The 21,427-nt window shown below is 71.3% G+C and carries 19 protein-coding genes; 4 read left to right on the top strand and 15 right to left on the bottom strand.

Features of this window, described 5'->3' with window-relative positions; translation table 11 throughout:
* Both E1264_RS22330 and E1264_RS22335 read right to left on the bottom strand, forming a co-directional pair.
* Nucleotides 1–799 (bottom strand): hypothetical protein (locus E1264_RS22330; protein WP_132176582.1); only part of this gene is annotated, 799 nt, incomplete at its 3' end.
* Between the two features lie 98 nt (nucleotides 800–897).
* A complete protein-coding gene (locus E1264_RS22335; protein WP_243711090.1) occupies nucleotides 898–1,071 on the bottom strand; it encodes a winged helix-turn-helix domain-containing protein in 174 nt (57 codons plus the stop codon).
* A gap of 248 nt (nucleotides 1,072–1,319) precedes the next feature.
* Here E1264_RS22335 and E1264_RS22340 point away from each other — a divergent pair, with 248 nt between their 5' ends.
* Nucleotides 1,320–2,612: a phosphodiester glycosidase family protein gene (locus E1264_RS22340; RefSeq protein WP_207936078.1), complete on the top strand. Its 1,293-nt coding sequence runs from the start codon at nucleotides 1,320–1,322 to the stop codon at nucleotides 2,610–2,612.
* A gap of 94 nt (nucleotides 2,613–2,706) precedes the next feature.
* Here E1264_RS22340 and E1264_RS22345 read toward each other — a convergent pair whose 3' ends face one another.
* The 3 genes from E1264_RS22345 to E1264_RS22355 all read right to left on the bottom strand — a co-directional run bounded on the left by E1264_RS22345 (nucleotide 2,707) and on the right by E1264_RS22355 (nucleotide 6,815).
* Nucleotides 2,707–4,308, bottom strand: a complete 1,602-nt coding sequence (locus E1264_RS22345; RefSeq protein ID WP_132176586.1) for a PQQ-binding-like beta-propeller repeat protein — start codon at nucleotides 4,306–4,308, stop codon at nucleotides 2,707–2,709.
* A gap of 46 nt (nucleotides 4,309–4,354) precedes the next feature.
* Complete coding sequence (locus tag E1264_RS22350; protein ID WP_243711091.1) at nucleotides 4,355–4,846, bottom strand: LytTR family DNA-binding domain-containing protein; 492 nt, start codon at nucleotides 4,844–4,846, stop codon at nucleotides 4,355–4,357.
* Nucleotides 4,847–5,189: 343 nt separating this feature from the next.
* On the bottom strand, nucleotides 5,190–6,815 hold the full coding sequence (locus E1264_RS22355) for a carboxylesterase family protein (protein WP_243711092.1): 1,626 nt from the start codon (nucleotides 6,813–6,815) through the stop codon (nucleotides 5,190–5,192).
* Nucleotides 6,816–7,196: 381 nt separating this feature from the next.
* On the opposite strand from E1264_RS22355, the gene E1264_RS22360 reads away from it, so the two are divergent.
* Entirely contained in the window at nucleotides 7,197–8,327 is a 1,131-nt protein-coding gene (locus E1264_RS22360; RefSeq protein WP_132176590.1) for an acyl-CoA dehydrogenase family protein, read from the top strand.
* A complete protein-coding gene (locus tag E1264_RS22365) occupies nucleotides 8,324–9,232 on the top strand; it encodes an acyl-CoA dehydrogenase family protein (RefSeq protein WP_132176592.1) in 909 nt (302 codons plus the stop codon). Before E1264_RS22360 ends, E1264_RS22365 begins: the two co-directional genes overlap by 4 nt.
* Here E1264_RS22365 and E1264_RS22370 read toward each other — a convergent pair.
* Together E1264_RS22370 and E1264_RS22375 are read right to left on the bottom strand one after the other, a co-directional pair.
* Complete coding sequence (locus E1264_RS22370) at nucleotides 9,216–10,781, bottom strand: FadD3 family acyl-CoA ligase (RefSeq protein ID WP_132176594.1); 1,566 nt, start codon at nucleotides 10,779–10,781, stop codon at nucleotides 9,216–9,218. The two genes, E1264_RS22365 and E1264_RS22370, sit on opposite strands and share 17 nt — an antisense overlap.
* A 93-nt stretch (nucleotides 10,782–10,874) precedes the next feature.
* Nucleotides 10,875–11,384 carry a MarR family transcriptional regulator gene (locus E1264_RS22375; protein WP_132176596.1) on the bottom strand — a complete coding sequence of 170 codons (510 nt, stop codon included), beginning with the start codon at nucleotides 11,382–11,384 and terminating at the stop codon, nucleotides 10,875–10,877.
* Between the two features lie 62 nt (nucleotides 11,385–11,446).
* On the opposite strand from E1264_RS22375, the gene E1264_RS22380 reads away from it, so the two are divergent.
* Nucleotides 11,447–12,598 carry an FAD-dependent monooxygenase gene (locus tag E1264_RS22380; RefSeq protein ID WP_132176597.1) on the top strand — a complete coding sequence of 384 codons (1,152 nt, stop codon included), beginning with the start codon at nucleotides 11,447–11,449 and terminating at the stop codon, nucleotides 12,596–12,598.
* A gap of 157 nt (nucleotides 12,599–12,755) precedes the next feature.
* Here E1264_RS22380 and E1264_RS22385 read toward each other — a convergent pair whose 3' ends face one another.
* From E1264_RS22385 to E1264_RS22420, 8 genes are all read right to left on the bottom strand, one after another.
* Entirely contained in the window at nucleotides 12,756–13,388 is a 633-nt protein-coding gene (locus E1264_RS22385; RefSeq protein WP_132176599.1) for an HNH endonuclease family protein, read from the bottom strand.
* A 294-nt stretch (nucleotides 13,389–13,682) separates the two neighbouring features.
* Complete coding sequence (locus E1264_RS22390; protein WP_132176601.1) at nucleotides 13,683–14,858, bottom strand: lipid-transfer protein; 1,176 nt, start codon at nucleotides 14,856–14,858, stop codon at nucleotides 13,683–13,685.
* Nucleotides 14,855–15,280 carry a MaoC family dehydratase gene (locus E1264_RS22395; RefSeq protein WP_243711093.1) on the bottom strand — a complete coding sequence of 142 codons (426 nt, stop codon included), beginning with the start codon at nucleotides 15,278–15,280 and terminating at the stop codon, nucleotides 14,855–14,857. The genes E1264_RS22390 and E1264_RS22395 overlap by 4 nt, the downstream gene beginning before the upstream one ends.
* Nucleotides 15,277–16,362 carry an acyl-CoA dehydrogenase family protein gene (locus tag E1264_RS22400; RefSeq protein ID WP_132176603.1) on the bottom strand — a complete coding sequence of 362 codons (1,086 nt, stop codon included), beginning with the start codon at nucleotides 16,360–16,362 and terminating at the stop codon, nucleotides 15,277–15,279. Before E1264_RS22400 ends, E1264_RS22395 begins: the two co-directional genes overlap by 4 nt.
* A complete protein-coding gene (locus E1264_RS22405; protein WP_132176605.1) occupies nucleotides 16,362–17,303 on the bottom strand; it encodes a MaoC family dehydratase N-terminal domain-containing protein in 942 nt (313 codons plus the stop codon). The genes E1264_RS22400 and E1264_RS22405 overlap by 1 nt, the downstream gene beginning before the upstream one ends.
* Nucleotides 17,300–18,463, bottom strand: coding sequence for an acyl-CoA dehydrogenase family protein (locus E1264_RS22410; RefSeq protein WP_132176607.1), 1,164 nt, complete (start codon nucleotides 18,461–18,463; stop codon nucleotides 17,300–17,302). The genes E1264_RS22405 and E1264_RS22410 overlap by 4 nt, the downstream gene beginning before the upstream one ends.
* Before the next feature lie 9 nt (nucleotides 18,464–18,472).
* The gene (locus tag E1264_RS22415) at nucleotides 18,473–20,128 is read right to left on the bottom strand and encodes an AMP-binding protein (protein WP_132176609.1); all 1,656 of its coding nucleotides are present in this window, start codon (nucleotides 20,126–20,128) and stop codon (nucleotides 18,473–18,475) included.
* Nucleotides 20,129–20,147: 19 nt separating this feature from the next.
* Nucleotides 20,148–21,326 carry an NADH:flavin oxidoreductase gene (locus tag E1264_RS22420; protein ID WP_132176611.1) on the bottom strand — a complete coding sequence of 393 codons (1,179 nt, stop codon included), beginning with the start codon at nucleotides 21,324–21,326 and terminating at the stop codon, nucleotides 20,148–20,150.
* Nucleotides 21,327–21,427 lie beyond the last annotated feature (101 nt).

Below are 21,427 nucleotides of genomic sequence, written 5' to 3' on the forward strand. Positions count from 1 at the left end.
ACGGTGCCGTGATGCTCTGCGGCCTGCCGAGATCGTGCAGCGTGAACGCCGCCTTGAACTTCACGTCCATGCTCCGCATGCCGGCGTTGACGAAGAACTCGCTCGTCATCGTCAGCCGCCGCGGGCGGTCCCGCCCGTCCACCCACAGCTTCGCGTTGAAGACCGCGTCGCCCGGATACACGCTGAGCGCCGCCTTCCGCGCCTCGGGCGAATCCTCCAGGCACTGCGCCACGGTGCAGGAGAGGGAGAAGACGCTCATCTCCTCGCCGGCCTCCGTCGCGGGCGACAGCCGCGGCGTCCCGATCTGCCCCCGGTACATCTCGGCGATCACGGTGGTGTCGACCATGGTCGCGGTGCTCGCCGGGTCGTAGCCGTCCTTCCCGGTGAGCCTCGGCCCGGCCGGCAGCGTCCGCCACCGCCCGGACTGGAGCGTGTTGCGCACGTAGGTCCGGTCCCCGACCGTGATCACGCGGACGGCCCCAGAGTTGTTACGGGTCGGGCCCGGCCGCAGCTCCAGCTCCGTCGCGACCGAGGACAGGTCGAGATCGGAGGCCGGGTTCCCCGGCATCGAGCGGTGCGTCCCGCGCATCCGCGCCGTCAGCTTGAACCCCGGTATCGCCCCGTTCAGGGCATAGACCTCGACCTCGACGTCCGCCCGGTGCGGCTGGCCGCTCAGGGTGGTGAGCGCCTTCTCCAGCGAACCCGCCGCCTTCTCCTCCGGCGACTCCTCCTCCGGCCCGCACCCGGTGAGCACCGACACGAGGACGCCGAGTCCGGCCCCCGCCCCCCGCCAATTCATGAATCCAGACCTCCGACGCGCTGCGCAATGTGCCCCGAATGGATAGCGCGCCGCCGCTGTCCGTCCGCTATCAGGCGCTGTCAGCCCTGGTCAGCGGGTCAGGATCGGCCGCGGCGCACCCGGTGCACCAGCGTGTGCACCTGGGTGCGGGCCGACGCGGGCGGGCGGTCGCCCCACAGCTCGTCCACCAGCCGGTCGACCGGCACCACCCGGTCGGCGCCGAGCAGCAGCCGGACGAGCAGCGCCCGCTGCCGCCCGCCGCCGAGCGCCACGGCACGGCCGCGACGCTCGCCTCCACGGGCCCCAGCACGGCGAAGACGACCTCGCGCATGCGCTTCCCTTCCGCTCCCCGCCCAGATGGCCCTACTTCATGCCACCCCCGGCGCCGGGTTGTCCAGGGGGGATTCACCGGGCCCGGATCATGTGATCTTCGGAGATTGTTGGCGGGCGGCTCGCCGGTTCTTCACCGCGGCTGCGTAATCATCGGCAAGCTTGTTCTCCGCTGAGAGGGGCGTAGCCGATGCCACGGAAACTCACGATCGTGCTGGTCACCGCCGGGCTGGTGGGCGGGGTCGGGGCCGTCCCGGTGCGGGCGGGCGTGCCGGGGCCGCCGGACGTGGACGGCGCCGGTTCGGGTGAGAGGCCGGACGCGCGGGCTGCGCTGCTGCCGTCGTCCGGCACCGCCCGCAAGCCGCGGTTCACGTCGGTGACCGAGCTCGCGCCCGGCGTGGTGTTCAAGACGTTCGAGACGACCGGCGTCGGCGGCCCGGTGCGCGGTGACCTGCTGGACGTGGACCTGCGCGCCCCCGGCGTCCGGGTGGGGCTGCTGCGTCCGCCGGAGGTCGCGGCGCGGCGGACGGTCTCGGCGATGGCGGACGCGCAGCGCGCCCTGGCCGGGATCAACGGCGACTTCTTCAACATCAGCGAGACGCGTCCGGGCGTGGCGGCGACCGGGTCGTCGTCCGGGCCCGAGGTGGACGGCGGCCCGCTCAAGGGCGCGGTGCCGGACGGGCAGCGGTTCGGGCCCGCGCTGCCGCCCGGGACGTCCGCCGAGGACGTCATCGGCGTCGGCGCCGACCGGCGCGGTCATCTCGGGCGCCTGCACCTGACCGGCACCATCCGGGCGGGCGGCACGCGCATCGCGTTGCGCGGCCTCAACCAGTACGCGCTGCCGGTCGGGGGCGCGGGCGCGTTCACCGACGAGTGGGGCAGCGTGTCGCGGTGGCGCGCGGTGTGCGGGACCGACACCGCCCGCAATGACCCCTGCAGCACGAACACCGCCGAGGTGACCGTCCGGCGGGGCGTGGTCACGAAGGTCGCGGAGGAGGTCGGCGCGGGCGCCATCCCGCAGGACACGACCGTGCTCGTCGGGCGGGAGGACGGCGCGAACGCGCTGCGCCGGCTGCGTCCAGGCGACCGGGTGCGGATCGGCTACGGCTTCACGGGACCCCGCAGGTTCCGCTTCGCCATCGGGGGCTTCCCCGTCCTGCGCGACGGAGAGCCGCTGAAGGGCCTCGACCCGAAGGGCCCGGCCCCGCGCACGGCGGCGGGCGTGAACCGCGACGGCCGCCGCATGTACCTCGTCGTCGTGGACGGACGGTCGGAGCGCAGCGCCGGGCTGACCGTCGCCGAACTCGCCTCCCTCCTGGACGGGGCGGGCGTGGACGACGCCGTCAACCTCGACGGCGGCGGCTCGTCCACGTTCGTCACGCGCAGCGGCGGGAAGGCGGTCGTGCGCAACGAGCCGTCGGACGGCCGGGAGCGCGCCGTCGCCAACGGCATCGGCGTCTTCCTGACCGGCCCACGGAGCTGAACAAGCGCAGGCGGGGACGACGTCGAGGTCGTCGTCCCCGCCGCGCGATCGGCCGCCCGAGGCAAGCGGCCGAGGCGAGCACGGCCAGGCGTGGTTACCGGCCGAAGGCCAGCATGACGTGGCCCTTGTCGTTCGGGTAGTTGGTGAACATGTCGCCGGTCAGGACGTAGACCATCCCGTTGGCGACGACGGCGCCGCCACCTCCGGCGACCGTTCCGCCGCGCCCGGTGCCGCCGTTGACGGTCGGGAAGTCGGCGATGGTGTCGAAGCTCCACAGCACCTTGCCGTCCTCGGCCGAGTAGGCGCGGACCTTGCCGTCCATGCTGCCCTCCCAGACGAGTCCCGGCGAGGTCGTCACCGCGGGCGGGTGACCGAGCCGGCACACGTTCGGGTACTGCGCCGCGCCGCCGGTCGTGCAGCCGTCGGACGGGTTCGGCGTCTTCCAGATGATGTGCCCGTCGGCCGGGTTGATCGCGTACAGCGTGCCCGGGTTCGCCATGTAGGTCGCGACGTAGAGGCGCTCGCCGTCATAGCTCGACCCCCACTGGATGCCGCTGAGCCCGCCGCCCGGCATGGGCTCGGACAGCTGGCGCTGCCAGACGATCTCGCCGGTGGCGGCATCCAGGACGTGGTAGACGCCGACCTTCTGGCCGATGCCGACGAGCCGCCGCCCGTTGGCGGTGAAGATGTTCGCGGTGGCGCCGAGGTCGAAGTCGAGCGCGGTGCCGTCCTTCAGGTTGGGGCAGTACTGCTGGTCCTCGGGCGTCGGGCTGTTGCATTCGCGGCGCCAGGTGTCGACGTCGGTCATCTTGCGGGTCCAGCGCGGCTCGCCCGTCTCGGTGTTCAGCGCGAGGACGGAGTCGAAGTGCCCGCCGCTGCCGCTGTAGTTCTGCCCGGTGCCCACGTAGAGCGTCTTGGTCGTCGGGTCGATGGTGGGAGAGCTCCACACGCCCGCGCCGGACGGGCCGTAGCGCGGCTGGCCGTTCGGCCAGGTGCCGTCCTGCTTCGGCTCGGGGACGGTGTAGAAGCGCCAGTCGAGCTTGCCGGTCTTGATGTCGCGGGCGTCGACGTGGCCCCGGAACCGGCAGCAGGGGTAGTTCTTGCCGTTGAGGTTCTCGCCGCTCGACGTGCCGACGTAGACGCGGCCCTCGAAGACGATCGGCGAGCTGGTGAGGGTGGCGCCGGGGAAGTCGTCGATCCGTTCGGCCCAGACGAGCTTCCCGGTGGCCTGGTCGAGGGCGTACAGGTAGCCGCGGGTGTCTCCGAAGAACACCTTGCCCTCGGCGACGGACGCGCCGTCGCGCACCTGGGCGAAGCCGGTGCCGACGGTGGACAGGTCGAACTGCCACTTGAGCGCGCCCGTCTTGGCGTCGGCGGCGCGGTAGATGCCGTCCGGGCCGCCGAAGTAGATCGTGTCGCCGATGACGGCGGGCTGGCTGCGCGGCCCGCCCGCCTGGCGCGGGTATCCGAACGCCCACTTGAGCTTCAGCTCGCCGACGTTCTTCGGCGTGATGCCGGTCTCCGCCCCGGCGTGGCGGCTGCCGAGGAGGTCCTTGGTCCAGGTCGGCCAGTCCGAGGCGGGTGCCTTCGGCCGGCCCTGCCCGCCGGACGCGGCGGCGGGTCCGGAGGCGACGGCTCCGCTCACGAGCAGGCCGGCGGCGACGGCCAGTGCGGCCGCCCGTCTTATGCGACGCATCTTTTCGGTTTTCCCTTCGGGAATCGGGAGCTTGGCGGGAGGGCTCTCAGGAACTTCGCGAGTTCCGGGAGCCGCGGGTGTTCCGGGAGCCGCGGGTGCCGCGGCCGCCGCGGGAGCCTTGCGCGCCGCGGGAGTTCTGGGCGCCGCGGGAACCTTGGGAGCGCCGGGCGGGGCCGGGCAGGGCTCCCCTGAGCAGCCGGTCGCGCAGAGCGCCCGTGTTGCGCCGGCTGACGGTCAGCGGCGTGCCGCCGACCCGGAGCGTGCACCGTCCCGACTCGACGACCATCTCGTCGATGTGGGCGAGCGAGACCAGGTGTGACCGGTGGATGCGGACGAATCCGGCGTCCCGCCACGCCTCCTCCAAGGCGGACAGGGAGACCCGGACGAGATGGCTGCCGCCATCGGTGTAGAGGCGGGCGTAGTCGCCGTGGGCCTCGGCGTACCGGACCTCCGACCGCCGGACGAAATGGACCGCCCGGCCCAGCCCGACCGGGATGAGCTCGTCGGCGCCGGCGTCCTTGACGACGACCACGACCACCAGGCGCTCTTCGTCCTCGGTCGGGCGGGACGGCGTTCGTCCCTGCTGTGCACGGTTTTGCGGCCGCGTACGCTTCTGCGGCTGTTCCAGTTCTTGAGACGCGGTACGACTCTGAGACTGGGTTCGGCTCTGAGCCGCGATCAGACTTGGCGGGGGTGTTCGGTCCTGGAATGGGACCGGACGAGAATGAACCGCTGTGGCTCGCATGCGCTCATGGAATCCGCGCTGCCGGAGGCGTTCAAGAGTCCGCTGCGAAATCTGGCACGTAGCGCACAATCTGCGGCATTCCACGTCAATCCGCCTGGTCGATGAAGTGTACTGTCAGCCGATTACCCTTATCCGATTACTTACCGAACGGCATGTACTTCTTCCAGAAGTCGCAGTGGTGCTGTTCTCCGATCTCCCTGGTCATCTCGCTGTCACCGGCGGGCACCAGCGACATGACACCCTGGTCGGACTCGGTGAAGGGCCTCCAGAGCGGGGTGCCGTCCACGGTCGGGTTCCCGGTGCGGGCGAATCCCGTCCACTGGGCGGTGAGCTGCTTGCCGAACGACACCTGGTTGGGCGTCAGGGTGGGGTTGCCGAACGGGCTGAGGAAGATGCTCTCGCTGATGTGGTACGAGCCGTTCGGCTTCGTCTGGTCCAGGAAGAACATCGGCGGGGCGTCGGCGTTGTCGGTCTGGTAGGCGAACACCTTGATGTGCTTGGCCATCCGCTGGTCGTTGATCAGCGCGGGGCAGACGGAGTTGGAGTCGGCCACGATCGTCCGGTAGGCGATGAACGGCGAGGGGTCCGGGAACCGCTCCAGCGGGTACAGCTTCATGACCTCGTCGGCCGCGTCGCCGTACTGCTGGCGGATGTTCGCCTGGTACTCGGCGGGCGTGTTCGCGGACGAAAGCTGCGTCTCGTCGCGGTCGACGCCGTGCATCAGCGTGACGTTGTTGACCTTCCCTTCGGCGAACGCCTGCGCGGGCGACATGGGCAGCAGTTCGCCGTCCACGACGGGCCCCTGCGTCCCGACGTCCGCGCCGACGCCCCGGCCGGTCTGGTCGAGGAGCCGCTGGACGGGCACGGCGCGCAGGCAGGCGGCCCTGTCGGCCTGGTTCCCGCAGCCCACGGCCGCCGCGAAGCGGTCGGCGGCCTGCTGTGCCTCATCGCGGGTCGGCAGGTCGGCCATGCAGTCCTGCGGCTGCCACTGGACGTCGACGCCGCGCCGCGAGTTGTACTCGCCGCTCTGCGGGATGCCCTTGTGGAACAGCCCCTTCGCGGTCGGCGAGGCGGTGTTGGCGCACACGCTCGACCCGCCCGCGGACGCGCCGTAGATGGTCACGTTGTTCGGGTCGCCGCCGAACTTGGCGATGTTGGCCTGCACCCAGCGCAGCGAGGCCTGCTGGTCGCGGAACGCGTAGTTGCCGGAGTTCTCGCCGAACGCCTTGTCCGACATGAACCCGAAGATGTTGAGCCGGTACCGGAGGCCGACGTGCAGCACGCCGCCGTTCTTCACCAGGTGCTTGCCGTCGGACGGCGCGCCGAACCGGAACCCGCCGCCGTGGAACTCCACCATCACCGGCAGCGGCTTGCCGTCGGTCCGCTCGGGGGCGGTGACGTTCAGCCGGAGGCAGTCCTCGTTCGTCGAGCCCTGCCCGAGACCCGGCGGCTGCGGGCAGGTCGGGCCCGCGTTGGTGGCCTCAAGCGTGGTCGTCCACGGCGCGGCCGGCTGCGGCGGCGCCCAGCGCAGATCCCGCAGCGGCGGGGCCGCGTAGGGGATGCCGAGCCACGTCTTGACACCGTCGGCCATCGCACCGCACACCGGGCCCTTGTCCGTCTGGACGGTCGTGCCGCTCGCGCAGACCAACGCTTTTGCGGAGCCGCTTTTCGCGGTGTCGGCGGCCTGCGCCGCGGGGAGCACGGGAGCGAACGCGACGGCCGCCGCGCCGATGGCGGGGACAATCCATTTACTGATTTTCACACCCGGCGTTCTCCTGCCGGGTCTTCTCGTGCCAGAGGCCGTTGATCCGGTCCCCAATCTCGGCATTTTCATGCTCGGCGTCCTTTACCGTCGACTACAGTTCGACGGGCTCCCGGCGGGCGGCATTCAGGTGCCCGCCGTCCCGTCCCCCCAGCGGCTGGACGATAAGTCCGCCATAAGGCGGCGTAACAGGAGAATTCGCGCCGTGGGCGATGAGCGGTGCGGTCCACTCGCCGAGCGGTACCACCCCACCGCCGGACGGCCCCGGCCCGCGTCCGGCCCGTCCCGCCCGGTGGGAGGGCGGCTCGCGGCGGTGCGGGCCCGGCGTCTACCATCTACCAAACAATTGTTAGAAAGCCGGGCGAGCGCGGAGGCGGCGGCATGGATCTTGAGTTCGGGGCGGCGGACGAGGAGTTCCGCGCCGAGGTACGGGCGTGGCTGCGCGAGCACGTCCCGGCCGAGCCGCTGCCGTCGCTGGAGACCGCGGACGGCTTCGCGGCGCACCGGGACTGGGAGCGCACGCTCGGCCGGGCCCGGCTCGGCGTCGTGTCGTGGCCGGAGGAGTACGGCGGGCGCGGCGCGTCCGTCCCGCAATGGCTGATCTTCGAGGAGGAGTACTACGCGGCGGCCGCGCCCGGACGCGTCAGCCAGAACGGCATCAACCTCCTCGCCCCGACGCTGCTGAAGCACGGCACGCCGGAGCAGCTCGCCCGCGTCCTGCCGCCGATGGCCTCGGGCGAGGTGATCTGGGCGCAGGCGTGGTCGGAGCCGGGCGCGGGCAGCGACCTCGCCGCGCTCCGCGCGACCGCCACCCGCACGGACGGCGGCTGGCTGCTCGACGGGCAGAAGACGTGGAGCTCCCGGGCCGCGTTCGCCGACCGGGGCTTCGGCCTGTTCCGCTCCGACCCGGGGTCGGAACGCCATCACGGCCTCACGTATCTGATGTTCCCGCTGGACGCGGACGGCGCGACGGTCCGCCCGATCGGGCGCCTGGACGGCAGGCCCGCGTTCGCCGAGCTGTTCCTCGACGGGGTGTTCGTCCCGGACGAGGACGTCATCGGCACGGCGGGGGACGGCTGGCGCGTCGCGATGGCCACCGCCGGGAACGAGCGCGGTTTCACCCTCCGCAGCCCCGGACGTTTCATGGCGGCGGCGGAACGCCTCGTCCAGCTGTGGAAGGAGCGCGCGGACACCTCCGGCACGGCGCTGCGGGACCGGGTCGCCGACGCGTGGATCAGGTCCCGGGCCTACCGGCTCAAGGGGTTCGAGACGATCTCGCGCAGCGACGACATCGGCTTCGAGTCGAGCCTGAACAAGGTCTTCTGGTCGGAGCTGGACGTCGCGCTGCACGAGACCGCCCTCGACCTGCTCGGCCCGGACGGCGAGCTGGAGACCGACTGGCTGGAGGGCTACGTGTTCGCGCTCGCCGGGCCGATCTACGCGGGCACCAACGAGATCCAGCGCAACGTGATCGCCGAGCGGCTGCTCGGCCTGCCGAGGGGGTCGCGGTGAAGTTCGTCCTGTCCGCCGAGCAGCGCATGTTCGGCGACACGCTGCGCGGCCTCCTCGCCGAGGCGGAGACGCCGAAGACCGTCCGCGCCTGGGCGTCCGGGGACACGGGCCCCGGCCGGGCGCTGTGGTCGGCGGTCGCCGAGGCCGGGGTGTTCGCGGTCGCGGTGCCGGAGGGCTCCGGCGGCGCGGGGCCGCTGCCGGTCGAGCTGTGCGTCGCCGCCGAGGAGCTCGGCCGCGCCGCCGCCCCCGGCCCGTATGTGGAGACCCTCGCCGCGGCCGCGGAACTCCTGGACGGGTCGCCGTGGCTGCCAAAGATCGCTGAAGGCGAGGCGATCGTGTCGCTCGCCGTCCCGCACGCGCTGGACGCCGACGTAGCCGACCTGGTCCTCACCGTGGACGGCACCGAACGCGAGCCCGGGGAGCCCGTCACGTCACTGGACCCCGCGCGGCGCCTGTTCCGCGTCCCGTCCTCCGCCCCCGGCGCCTTCACCGATCTCGGCGCGCTGCTGTGCGCGGCGCAGCAGATCGGGCTGGGCCGGGCGATGCTGGACGTGTCCGTCGCCTACGCCAGGACGCGGCGGCAGTTCGGACGCCCGATCGGCGAGTACCAGGCGGTCAAGCACCATCTGGCGACCGCGCTGGTGGAGCTGGAGTTCGCGCGCCCGCTCGTCTACGGGGCGGCGCTGTCGTACGGGACGCCGGACTTCGCGCGGGACGTGTCCGCCGCCAAGGTCGCCGCGTCCGAGGCGTCCTACGCGACGGCCAAGACCGCGCTCCAGGTGCACGGCGCGATCGGCTACACCGACGAGTACGACCCGTCGCTCTGGATCCGCAAGGCACGAGCCCTGTACGCGGCATGGGGCACGGTGTCGGAGCATCGGGCGCGCGTCATGGCCGCTCTCTGAGCTCGACGCGGCGGATCTTGCCGGACGCGGTCTTCGGGAGGTCGTCCACGAAGACGACCTCCCTCGGGACCTTGAAGTTCGCGAGCCGCTCCCGGCAGTGCCCGATCAGCTCGTCCGCCGTGGCGCTCCGCCCGGGCCGGAGCCGGACGTGGGCGCGCCCCACCTCGCCCAGGCGCGCGTCGGGCACGCCGACGACACCCGACTCGGCGACGGCGTCATGGCGGGCGAGCACGTCCTCGACCTCGGCCGGGTAGACGTTGAAGCCGCCGACGACGAACATCTCCTTCGTCCGCCCGGTGATGGTGAGGTTGCCGCGCCCGTCCAGGCGCCCGCGGTCGCCGGTGTCGAGCCAGCCGCCGTCGCGGATCGCCGCCGCCGTCGCCTCCGGGTCGTCGAGGTAGCCCTTCATCACGTTGTAGCCGCGGACGAGCACCTCGCCGTCCGTCCCCGCCGGGACCCGCTCGCCCTTCTCGTCGACGATGGCGACCTCGACGTCGGCGATGGGCGTCCCGCAGGTAGTGGCGATGGTCTCGGCGTCGTCGTCCACCGAGCAGGCCGACACGGTGCCGGACGACTCCGTCAGCCCGTACGCGGTCACGACCTGCGGGAACAGCTCGGCACGGATGCGCCGCACCAGCGCCACGGGCACGTCCGCCGCCCCCGTCACGGCCAGCCGCAGCGAGGACAGGTCGTGGTCGTCGCGGCCGGGGGCGTCGAGCAGCGAGGTGTAGATCGTCGGCGGCCCCGGCAGGACGGTGATCCGCTCCTGCTCGATCAGCCGCAGCGTCTCCGGGACGTCGAACGTCCGCTGGAGCACCATCGTGGCGCCCTTCAGCAGGCACGCCAGGACGCCCGCCTTGTACCCGAACGAATGGAACATCGGGTTGACGATCAGGTACCGGTCGCCGGCCCGGACGCCCGTCCGCCCCGTCCACGCCTGATAGGTGCGGACGTTCTGCTCATGCGTGCACATGACGCCCTTGGGCTTGCCGGTCGTCCCGGACGTGAAGAGAACGTCGGCGATGTCGTCCGGCCGGACGGATGCCGCCCGCGCGTCGGCCTCCGCCGGGGAGACGGCCTTGCCGACGAACTCGTCCCACGACGTGACGCCCGGCCGAGCGGCCCCGTTGAACGTGACGACGGCCTCCAGCGCCGGAAGCCCGGGAACGCCCCCCGACTCGTCCAGGCCGAGCATTCCGGGATAGTCGATGCCGAGGAACCCGTCCTCCACGAAGAGGACCTTCACCTCGGCCTTGGCGAGCGGCCACCGCGCCTCGTCCCCTTTGAAGCGCGTGTTCAGCGGGACGAGCGTCGCGCCCGCGCCCATCGCGCCGAGCACGGTGACGATCCAGGCCAGCCCGTTCGGCGCCCAGATCGAAATGCGATCACCGGGCCCGATCCCGGCGCCGGCGAACGCGCCCGCCGCCTGCCGGGCGCGCTCCCGCAGCTCCGCGTAGGTGACCCGGACGTCGCCGTCCACGACCGCCTCCGCCTCCGGAAACTCCTCGGCGGCCCGCGCCAGCACCCCCGGGATCGTCAGCTCGTCCATAACCCTTCATCATGGGCGCGCCCGTCCGGATCGGGCGACGCAAGATCCCGCTCACCGGTACGCGTGACCGGGCCGCGTGCACGGGCCGCGGGATCAGGCGTCCGGGCCTCGGCGCAGTTCCCTGGCGGACGCCCGGTAGGCCCCGGCGATGCGGACGAGCATGTCGAGCAGCAGCGGTGCCTGCTCGGGCGTGTAGTGCGCGCCGACCTCGTCCAGATGCCGCCGGGACGCCTCGCATGCGGCCTCGTAGTCGTCCATGCCGCCCTCGACCGGCTCGACGGTGACCGTCCGCCGGTCCTGCGCGCCGCGCACCCGCCGCACGTAGCCCGCCTTCTCCAGCCGGTCGACGAGCCGGGTCGTGGAGGCGGACGGCAGCCCGAGCTCCTCGGAGATCGTCCCCACCGCGAGCGGCCCGCGCATCTCCAGCAGGATCGCCGCGGCGACGTCGATCGGCTGCAGCCCGAGCCGGTCGGCGACCGCCTCGTTGTGCAGCAGCACCGCGATCACGAACTCGCGGAACACGTCCTCGCCCTGCCGAACGTCCTGCGCCTGCCGCTTGCCGTCCACCTGTCGCCCGTCACCCGCCCGCTCGTGCCGACCCACTGACGGAGGATACTCCGCCCCGATGTATCTTCGTATCGAAGATACTTCGTTTCGGAGGAGACATGGAGATTCTCGTCATCGGCGCGGGCATCGGGGGCCTGGCCGTCGCGCGCGAGCTGCTGGCCACCGGTCACCAGGTCCGGGTCTACGAGCAGGCGCCCGCGCCCCGGACCGGCGGCAAGGCGATCCTGATGTGGAGCAACGGCACCGCCGTCCTGCACGGCCTCGGCATCAGCCTGGACGGCGCCGGCAACCGCATCGACAGGATCGACGCGCTCACCTCGACCGGTCGGCTGCGCACCACGCAGAACATCGCCCACACCAACGCCCGCTTCGGCTTCGGCACCAAGGCCATCGCCCGCCGCGACGTGCAGGAGCGCCTCGCCGAAGGCCTCCCCCACGACCTCGTCACCTATGGCATGACCTGCACAGGCATCTCCCAGGACGGTGACCGGGTCACAACGGCCTTCGAGGACGGATCGTCCGCCACCGGAGACCTGCTGATCGGAGCGGACGGCCACCACTCGGTCGTCCGGCGGCACCTGTGGGGCGACGGCGCCGTCCGGCCCGCGACGTTCGGTACCTGGCAGGGCCTCAGCCCGATCGACATCGAGATCACCGACACCCACCGCCACTACATGATCACCGGCCGGGAGGGCGCGTGCGGGCTCATGCCCGCCGGGGACGGCCGCCTGCAGTGGTGGTTCGACGTGCGCTGGTCCCCCGCCGACCCGCGCCCCGCGTCCCCGCTGGCCGAACTGCGGAACCGTTTCGGCCACTGGGCGTCGCCCGTGCCCGAGGTCCTGGCCGCCGCCACCGACGACGACCTCGAGTTCTTCGGCCACCACTGGAACAAGGTCCGCCGCGTGTGGGGAGAGGGCCGCGTCACGCTGGTCGGCGACGCCGCCCACACCATGCCGCCCACCCTCGGCCAGGGCGCCAACCAGACCCTTGAGGACGTGTGGGTCCTGGGACGGGAGCTGATCAAGGAGGGCGCAGACGTGGCGACGCGGCTGCGCACCTACGAGAGGACCCGCTACCCGCAGATCTCCAGGGTCTCCGGGATGGCCAAGCGCAACCCGGCCAACTGGCGCATCCCGCCCATGATCGGCCGCCTCTTCCCCGAGACGTCCCAGACCACCATGCTCGCCCGCTTCAGCAACCGCCTGGGCGTCCCCGCCCCGCGAAGCTATGTGCGGGCAGTAACGGAATAGAGTGTTCCGTTCTGCCATTCCCGCGCGCACCTACGCCCAGTGGGCCGCCGACCACAGGGCCGACTTCGCCGCCTGACCATGCCCTGGCCCGCCGCCCGGCCCGCCACGTGCCCGCCGCCCGTGCCCCGGCGACCGGGCGGCGGGCCGGAGAAATGGTTCAGCAGGTGCCGAGCATCGAGTTCAGGGCGCCCTTCTCGGCGCTGTCGACGGTGAGGCCGTAGTACCACTTCACCTGGATCCAGGCGCGGGCGTAGGTGCAGCGGAAGGCGGCGCGCGGCGGCTGCCACTGGGCCGGGTCCTGGTCGCCCTTGGACTGGTTGACGTTGTCGGTGACGGCCCACAGCTCCGGGCCGCCGAGGTCGTTGGCGTAGGTCTGGCGGCGGGACGTCGTCCAGGCCCAGGCGCCGGAGGACCACGCCTCGGCGAGCGGCACCATGTGGTCGATGTCCAGGTCGGAGGCGAGGGTCCAGGTGGCGCCGTCATAGGGCGAGTACCACGAGCCGGACGTCGGGTAGCAGGCGGAGTCGGTGACGACGCCGGTCCCGTCCCGCTTCAGGACGGTCTCCCGGGTGTTGCACGCTCCGGAGATGGTGATCCAGTGCGGGAACAGGTCCCGGTCGTAGGTGCTGTGGTGGGACTCGGCGGCGACGGTGAGCTCGGCCAGCCGGGACGCGGCCGTGGTCGCGGACGGGATGTTCGGCGGTGTCGCGGACGCCGGAGTCCCGAGGACGCCGATCAGCGCCGCGGCGAGCACGGCGGGCAGCAGCAGGAACAGGGACGGTCGTCGCATAGGGGTCGCCCTCCTGCGGCCGTTCCCGGCCAGGGCCGGAGGCTCCTGCGGGGGCCGGAACGGCGGCACAGCGACCGTGGCATTTCACGGTAAGTGTCTTAAATGTCACGCTTTGCCCAAGGTGCGGGCGCGGTTGGGCGGATGGTGCCGGACGCGCCCCGGCCGCACACGCCCTGACCTGCGACGACGGCTCCGGCCGGCGGCGGTACGCGGGCGCGACGAACCGATGAAACCCTTGCTAACGCGCCCTGTACGGAACGGTTCGGGCGCCAGAGGTCCGGTCGCCGCGTCCGTTCAGGCGTCGGCTCCGAGGACCAGACCGCTCGTCGGGACGCCCGTCCCCGCGGTGACGAGCACGGTGTGCACGTCGCCCGGCTGGTTCACCGAGCCGCCCCGGACGAGCCGGACGGCCTCCGCGATCCCGTTCATGCCGTGGATGTACGCCTCGCCGAGCTGCCCGCCGTGCGTGTTGAAGGGGAGCCGCCCGTCCAGCTCCAGGTTGCCGTCCGCGACGAAGTCCTTGGCCTCGCCCCTGGCGCAGAAGCCCAGCTCTTCGAGCTGCGGCAGCACGAGCGGCGTGAAGTGGTCGTAGAGGATCGCGGCCTGCACGTCGGCCGGGGTGAGGCGCGACTGCGCGTAGAGCTGCCGCCCGACCAGGCCCATCTCCGGGATGCCGGTGATCTCGGAGCGGTAGTAGCTCGTCATCATGTGCTGGTCGTTGCCGGACCCCTGCGCGGCGCCCCAGATCAGGGCGGGGCGGTGCGGCAGGTCGCGGGCCCGTTCGGCGGACACGACAACGAGGGCCTGGCCGCCGTCGCTCTCCTGGCAGCAGTCGAGCAGCCGGAGCGGCTCGGCGATCCAGCGGGACGCCTGGTGGTCGTCCAGGGTGATCGGGCGGCCGTAGAACCAGGCGGCCGGGTTCCGCGCGGCGTGCATGCGGTCCACGACGGCGATCCGGCCGAAGTCCTCGCTGGTGGCGCCGTACTCGTGCATGTAGCGGCGGGCGAACATGGCGACCCACTGCGCGGGCGTCGCGAGCCCGAACGGCGTCATCCACGAGTAGGCGGCGCGGTCGGCGCTGACGTCCATGGGCCGGTCGGCCTGGCCGAGGCCGTAGCGGACGCCGGAGCGCTCGTTGAACGCGCGGTAGCAGACGACGACGTCGGCGACGCCGGTCGCGACGGCCATCGCGGCCTGCTGGACGGTGCCGCACGCGGCGCCCCCGCCGTGCCCGACGCGGGAGAAGAACGTCAGCTCGCCGATGCCGAGGTTGCGGGCGATGTGGATCTCGGAGCTGGTGTCGGCGGTGAACGTCACCATGCCGTCGACGTCGGACGGTTCGAGCCCGGCGTCGGTGACGGCGGCGAGCACGGCCTCGCAGGCGAGCCGCAGCTCGCTGCGCCCGGACTCCTTGGAGAACTCGGTCGCGCCGATCCCGGCGATAGCGGCGGCCCCTGGCAGCACGCTCATGCCCCACTCCCCTTGAGCTGGACGACGACGGTGCCGGTCACGTGCGGCCCGATGGCGTTGACGCCGCGCACCGCGATCTCGACGCGGCGATCTTCGGGCCGCTTGGCGGTGACGGTGCCGCTCAAGACCATGGTGTCGCCGGGGTAGTTGGGCGCGCCGAGCCGGATCTTGATGGCCGTCACAACGGCGGCGGGTCCGGCCCAGGCGGTGATGTACCGGTCGACCAGGCCGTTCGTCGTCAGGATGTTCATGAAGACGTCCCTGGAGCCGCGCTCGACCGCGAGGGCCGGATCGTGGTGGACGTCCTGGTAGTCGCGGCTCGCCAGCGCGGTCGCGACGATCATCGTCCGGGTCAGCGGGACGCTCAGCTCGGGCAGCTCCTCCCCCACCGTCACGTCCTCGAACACGCGGTCGCCGCTCACAGGGCGGCCCCCAGGAGATCGAGGTCGGACGACGCGCCGCCGAGCGTGCCGGAGACCTGCTTGCCCCACAGGAAATGGCGGTGCACCGGGTAGTCGACGTCCACACCGATGCCGCCGTGCAGGTGCTGGACGCGGTGGACGACGTTCAGGCCGCCCTCGTCCGACCACCATTTGGCGACCAGGACGGCCGACTCGGCGTCCTCCCCGGCGGCGATCAGGGAGACGGCGTGCCAGAGGCAGACGCGGAGCGCGTCGATCTCGATGTAGCAGTCGGCGAGCTGGTGCTGCACCGCCTGGAAGGTGGCGAGCGGACGGCCGAACTGCTCGCGTCCGGCCAGGTAGCCGGCGGCCAGGCGGAGCGCGCCCTCCGCCACGCCGACCTGGACGGCGGCGAGCGCCACGCGGGCGAGGCGCAGCGCAGCAGCGAGGGCACCGTCGCCGAGCGGCTGTGCCGGTGCCGCGTCGAGGGTGAGGTGTCCGGCGCGATCGCGGGTGGTGGTCTGGGTGGGTTCCCAGGAGACACCGGGCGCGGAGGCGTCGAGCAGGTAGAGACCGGGGCGACTGTCCGGCGAGCCAGCCGCGACGAGGATGCGGCTCGCGCCGGACAGGGTGGGGACGGCCGCCTTGGTACCGGTCAGGAGCCAGCCGTCTCCGTCGCGGACGGCCGTGCAGCCGGGGGCGGCGGGGTCGGCCGGAGCGAATTCCTCAAGCGCGATGGTCAGCCGTTCGGATCCGTCCACCAGAGCGGGCAGGACTTCTCGCCGCTGCTCAGGCGTGCCGTGCTCGGCGATGGTGAGCGCGGCGACGACCGCCGGCCAGATCGGCGCGGGCGCGACCGCGCGGCCCTGCTCCTCCAGCAGGACGGCGAGCCCGGCGACGCCCAGACCCGCGCCGCCCGCGTCCTCAGGCAGCGCGATGCCGAGCAGGCCCGCGTCCGCGAGGGCCGCCCAGAGAGGTGCGTCGATGAGGCCGGTCTCCGATTGCTCTGCCGCCTTGATCCGGTCCGGTGTGGCGTGGTCGGTGAAGATTCGCCTGGCCAGGTCCTGGACGGCCTCCAGCTCTTCGCCAAGGGTGAAGTCCATCAGCGCTCCTTCTTGGCGTTGGCCGGGCGGAACATCGGCAGGGACAGGGCGGGGTCCGGGTCGATCCAGTCGAGGACGACCGGCATTCCGATCTCGACGTCGTCCGGGGCGACGCCCGCCATGTTGGCGATGAGGCGGGTTCCCTCGGCCAGCTCGATCACGGCGACGACCAGGGGATAGTCGAAGGCCGGATGGCGCGGGTGGTGGTTGACGACGTAGGTGTAGACGTGGCCGTTGCCCGCCGACTCGACGGTTCCCCAGTCGAACGAACCGCATTGCGGGCAGGCAGGGCCAGGCGGATGCCGCAGCGATTTGCACTCGGCGCAGCGCTGGATGACGAGCCGGTGCTCGCGGGCGGCCTCGAACCAGAAGGCGTTGTCGGGGTTGATCGCGGGGCGGGGGCGTGGCGCCTTCGGCTCCAGCTTCTCGGCCGGACGGAAGCGGAGGATCCGCCAGCGCTGGGTGGCGACGACGTGGCCCGCCGCGTCCCGGTATGTCTTGATGGTGCTGATGAAGCGTCCCGCGCCGAGGGCCGTCTTCTTCTCCGGCGAGATCGACTCGACGGTCTCCTCGACGCTGACATGGTCGCCGGGCACCAGCTCGCGGTGGAACTCGAACTCCGAATCGGTGGCGACGACGGACGTGTACCCGCCTTCGGCGAGCAGCGCGTCCAACTCGTCAGCGGCGGAGGGCCCCGCGGCGGGACGCACGGACGCCGCGTATCCGCGCATCGTCCACGCCTGCATCATCGACGCGGGCGCCACGATGCCGTCACGTCCGGTGGCGCGTGCGGCGTCGTCGTCCAGGTAGACGGGGTTGTCGTCGCCCATGGCCTCGACCCAGTGGCGGATCATGGGGACGTTCACCGGGTCCTGGCCCCGGCGGCGGGCGACCAGCTCGCGTCCGGCCCACGACCGGAGCCGGGTCTCGTAGTCGGTCATGAGCGCCTCGACCTGGGGAGTCCGAGGCCCTGGACGGCGACCATGTCGCGGAGCACCTCGTTGACGCCGCCGCCGAACGTGTTCACGATGCCCTGCCGGGAGAGCTGCTCGATCTGCCCGTAGAGCACGGCTCCCGGCGATTCGGGGCGGATCCGTCCGGCGGCGCCGAGGATTCCGGTGAGGGTGCGCTGGACGTCGATGTGCGTCTCCGTCCCGTACGCCTTGGCGGCTCCGGCCTGCGCGCCGGTCAGCGTCCCCGCCTCCACGGCCATGGTCATCTTCCAGTTCATCAGCCGCATCGCCTCCAGCCTGGCGTGCGTGCGGGCGAGGTCGGCGCGCACCCACGGCAGGTCGATGGCGCCGTTGTCGCGGGCCCAGTCGCGGACGTCCTCCCAGAGGCGGATCATCCGCCCGCCGAGCGCGGCGAGCCCGATCCGCTCGTGGTTGAGCTGGGTGGTGATGAGCGTCCAGCCGCCGTCGACATCCCCGACCACCGAGGACGCGGGCACCCGGACGCCGTTGTAGTAGGTCGCCGTGACGATCATGCCGCCGACGGTCTGGATCGGGCTCCAGGAGAACCCGTCGGCGTCGGTCGGCACGATCAGGATGGAGATGCCCTTGTGCTTTGGCGCGTCCGGGTTGGTCCGGGCGGCGAGCCAGATGTGGTCGGCGGTGTTGGCGCCGCTGGTGAACACCTTGGCGCCGTCCACCACGAACTGGTCGCCGTCGAGGACGGCTTTCGTGCGCAGCGACGCGAGGTCGGTGCCCGCGTCGGGCTCGGTGTATCCGATGGCGAAAACGATGTCGCCGGAGAGGATGCCGGGGAGGTAAGCGCGCTTCTGTTCGTCCGTCCCGTACCGCATGAGCGTCGGGCCGACCGTGTTCACGGTGACGAAAGGAAACGGCAGCCCGGCCCGCTGCACTTCATCGAAGAACACGTACTGCTCGGCGATCGACTTGCCCTGCCCGCCGAATTCCTCGGGCCAGCCGTAGCCGAGCCAGCCGTCGTTGCCGAGCATCTTGACGATCTCGCGGAACCGCTCGCCGCCGACGCCCTGCTCCCCGGCCCGGCGCCGCACGTCCGGGGGCAGCAGATCCGCAAAGTACGCCCTCAGTTCCGCGCGCAGCGTGCGATGCGCGGCCGTCTCACGCAGATCCATAGAAACCCCTCATGGAAGGAAGTGCCGCCGTCCGGCGGCGGCGAACTCGTCGCGGAGCGCCGCCTTGTCGACCTCGGTCATCGGGGCGTATTCGGGGGCGCCGCGTCCGGCCCACCGGTAGACGGGGTCGGCGGTGCGCCAGCCTTCGAGCTGCATCTCCTTCTTCTTGAGCTTGCCGGACCCGGTCGTCGGCAGCGCGTGCGAGACGCGCACGAACCGCGGCGCGCCCTTGGTGCCGAGATCGTCCTGGACGGCGAGAAACGCGGGAAAGTCGAGATCCTCGAATTCCACGCCATCGGGGATCTCGATGGCCGCCATCACCTGGTCACCCGAGCGCGGATCGGGGACACCGAACGCGACCGCGTCCACGATCTTCGGATGGCGCCGGACGACGTTCTGGGTGAGCAGCGCGGAGATGTTCTCGGAATCCACCCTGATCCAGTCGCCGGACCGTCCGCCGAAGTACAGGAACCCGTCACCGTCGATGTAGCCGAGATCGCCCGTCCAGTACCAGCCGTGCCGGACGCGTTCGGCGTCGGCCTCGGGATTCCTGTAGTAGCCCTCGAACCGCTCGGCACCGTCCAGGTCGACGATCTCGCCGATGGCGGCCTCGGCGTTGGTGACGCGGCCGTGCTCGTCCAGAATGGCCGGGGCGCACATCTCGCACGTCTCCGGATTGACGATCCGGACCCCATCACGGGCGGGCTTCCCGAGCGCGGTCGCCGGGGTGCCGGGCACCCGCTTGATCATCCCGGCGCTTTCGCTGGAGCCGTAGCCCTCCATCAGCGTCGCACCGAAGCGGCGAAAGAACTCGCGCTTGTCCTCGGGGGACGCCTCCGTGCCGAACCCGTGCGTGAGGGTGTTGTTCTTGTCGTCCGGCTGCTCCGGAGTGGCGAGGACGTAGCCGATGGCCTTGCCGACATAGGTGAAGAACGTCGCGCCGTAGAACCTGACGTCCGGCATGAACCCAGTCGCGGAGAACTTCCTCCCGAGGGCGACGGTCGCCCCCACGGCCAGCGACGGAGCCCACAACGCCATCAGCGCATTGCCATGGAAGAGAGGCATCGAGCAGTAGCTGATGTCGTCCCGCTTGATGTCGTATTTGGCGCTGTTGTTGCGCCCGAGCTCGGCGAGCCTGCCCTGCGAACAACGCGCCGCCTTGGACGCCCCGGTCGTCCCGGACGTGAACAGCAACAACATCTGCGTCTTAGGCGTAACGGACGGATCGACCTTGGGCTCAGAGGCATGCGCCAGAACGGTCTCCGCGTACCCGTCCTCATCGACAAGCAGAAAGCGATCACGCGGAACACCGATATCGAGCCCGTCGAGCAGCCGCAGCCCCTCCCGATCGGTGACGACGAGCTGAAGATCGGTGTGCCGGACCTCTTCTTCCAGGTAGGAGCCGGTCCGCGTGGAGTTGATGCCAACGATCGTCGCCCCGCTCAGCGCCGCCGCGCCGAGCCACAGCACGTACTCGGGGATGTTTTCCAGCAGCACACCGATGTGGAACGGTCCTTCTCGACGGAGCGCGCGGGCCAGCGAGGCACGGGCGGCACTCTCCCTGACGACCTCGTCCCACGTCCAGGTCCGCTCGCGGCTGCGCAGGCCAGGCCGTTCGTCCCCCAGCCTGGCCAGAAGCATCCCGGCGATCGTCTCGTCTCGCACTTGTCGCGCCTCCCGGGGCTCACATGGGCTGGACGAGCACGCAGCGCGTCCCGCCGTAGATCGCCGTCATGCACTTGTTGCAGTGGATGCACAGCGACTTCGTGTCCGGCTCGTCCTTGATGCGGTTGATCAGGTCGGGTTCGCGGAGCAGCGCCCGCGCCATCGCGACGAACTGGAAGCCTTCCGCCATGGCGGTGTCCATGCCCGCCCGGTTCGTGACGCCGCCGAGAAGGATCAGCGGCATCTTCACCGCCGCGCGGATCTGCCGGGCGTCTTTCAGCAGGTAGAGGTCCTCGTACAGGTACTCGCGCAGGAACCGGCGGCCGACCAGCTTCACGCCGAGCTTGATCGGCTGCGGCATGACGGCGGCGAACTCATGGATGGGCGCGTCGCCTTTGAACAGGTACATCGGGTTGAGGAGCGAGCTGCCGGCCGTCAGTTCGAGGGCGTCGAGCGAACCGTCCGCCTCCAGCCATTGAGCGACCTGGATGGCCTCGTCCAGCCAGAAGCCGCCGGGCACACCGTCGTCCATGTTGAGCTTGGCGGTAATCGCAATGCGGTCCCCCACCGCATCCCGCACGGCCCGCGCAATCTCCCGCGACAACCGAGCCCGGTTCTCCAGCGACCCGCCGTACTCGTCTCTCCGACGATTGATCTTCGGACTGAGAAACGAACTGGCCAGATAGTTATGCCCAAGATGAATCTCAACCGCATCAAACCCGGCCTCAATAGCCATCCGCCCCGCATGCGCGTGCCCCTGAACAACCCGCTCCAGATCAACACGCGTAGCGGCCTTGGTGAACCCCACACCCATCGGATGGAAACGCCGACTGGGCGCAATGGCAGGCAGCCCGTTCCCCTTCGGATTGGCAACAGGCCCCGCATGCCCGATCTGCGCGGCAACAGCCGCACCCTCCCCGTGCACAGCTTCAGTCAGTTTCCGCAGCCCTGGGAGGGCTTCGTCCGTCCACAGAATCTGCTTCCGATCGGTACGCCCATCGGGCGCGACCGCGCAATACGCGACGGTGGTCATCCCCACACCGCCCGCAGCGTGCCGCACATGAAACTCGATCAGCTCGTCAGTGACGAGACTCCTCTTGCTGAGCCCTTCGTACGTCGCCGCCTTCACAACACGGTTCCGCAGCGTGACAGGCCCCAGCTTCGCCGGGGCGAGCACGTCGGGTATCGGCTCCTCCATCCAGCTCCTCCGTCCGGACCCCGACGTTAATCAGCGGGACGCCCGCGCACACCGGACATCCCGCTGACTGGGAGCAACACCCTCAACGCTCAGCCCCACCC

The sequence above is a fragment of the Actinomadura sp. KC216 genome (genome assembly GCF_004348535.1).
Lineage (GTDB): Bacteria > Actinomycetota > Actinomycetes > Streptosporangiales > Streptosporangiaceae > Spirillospora.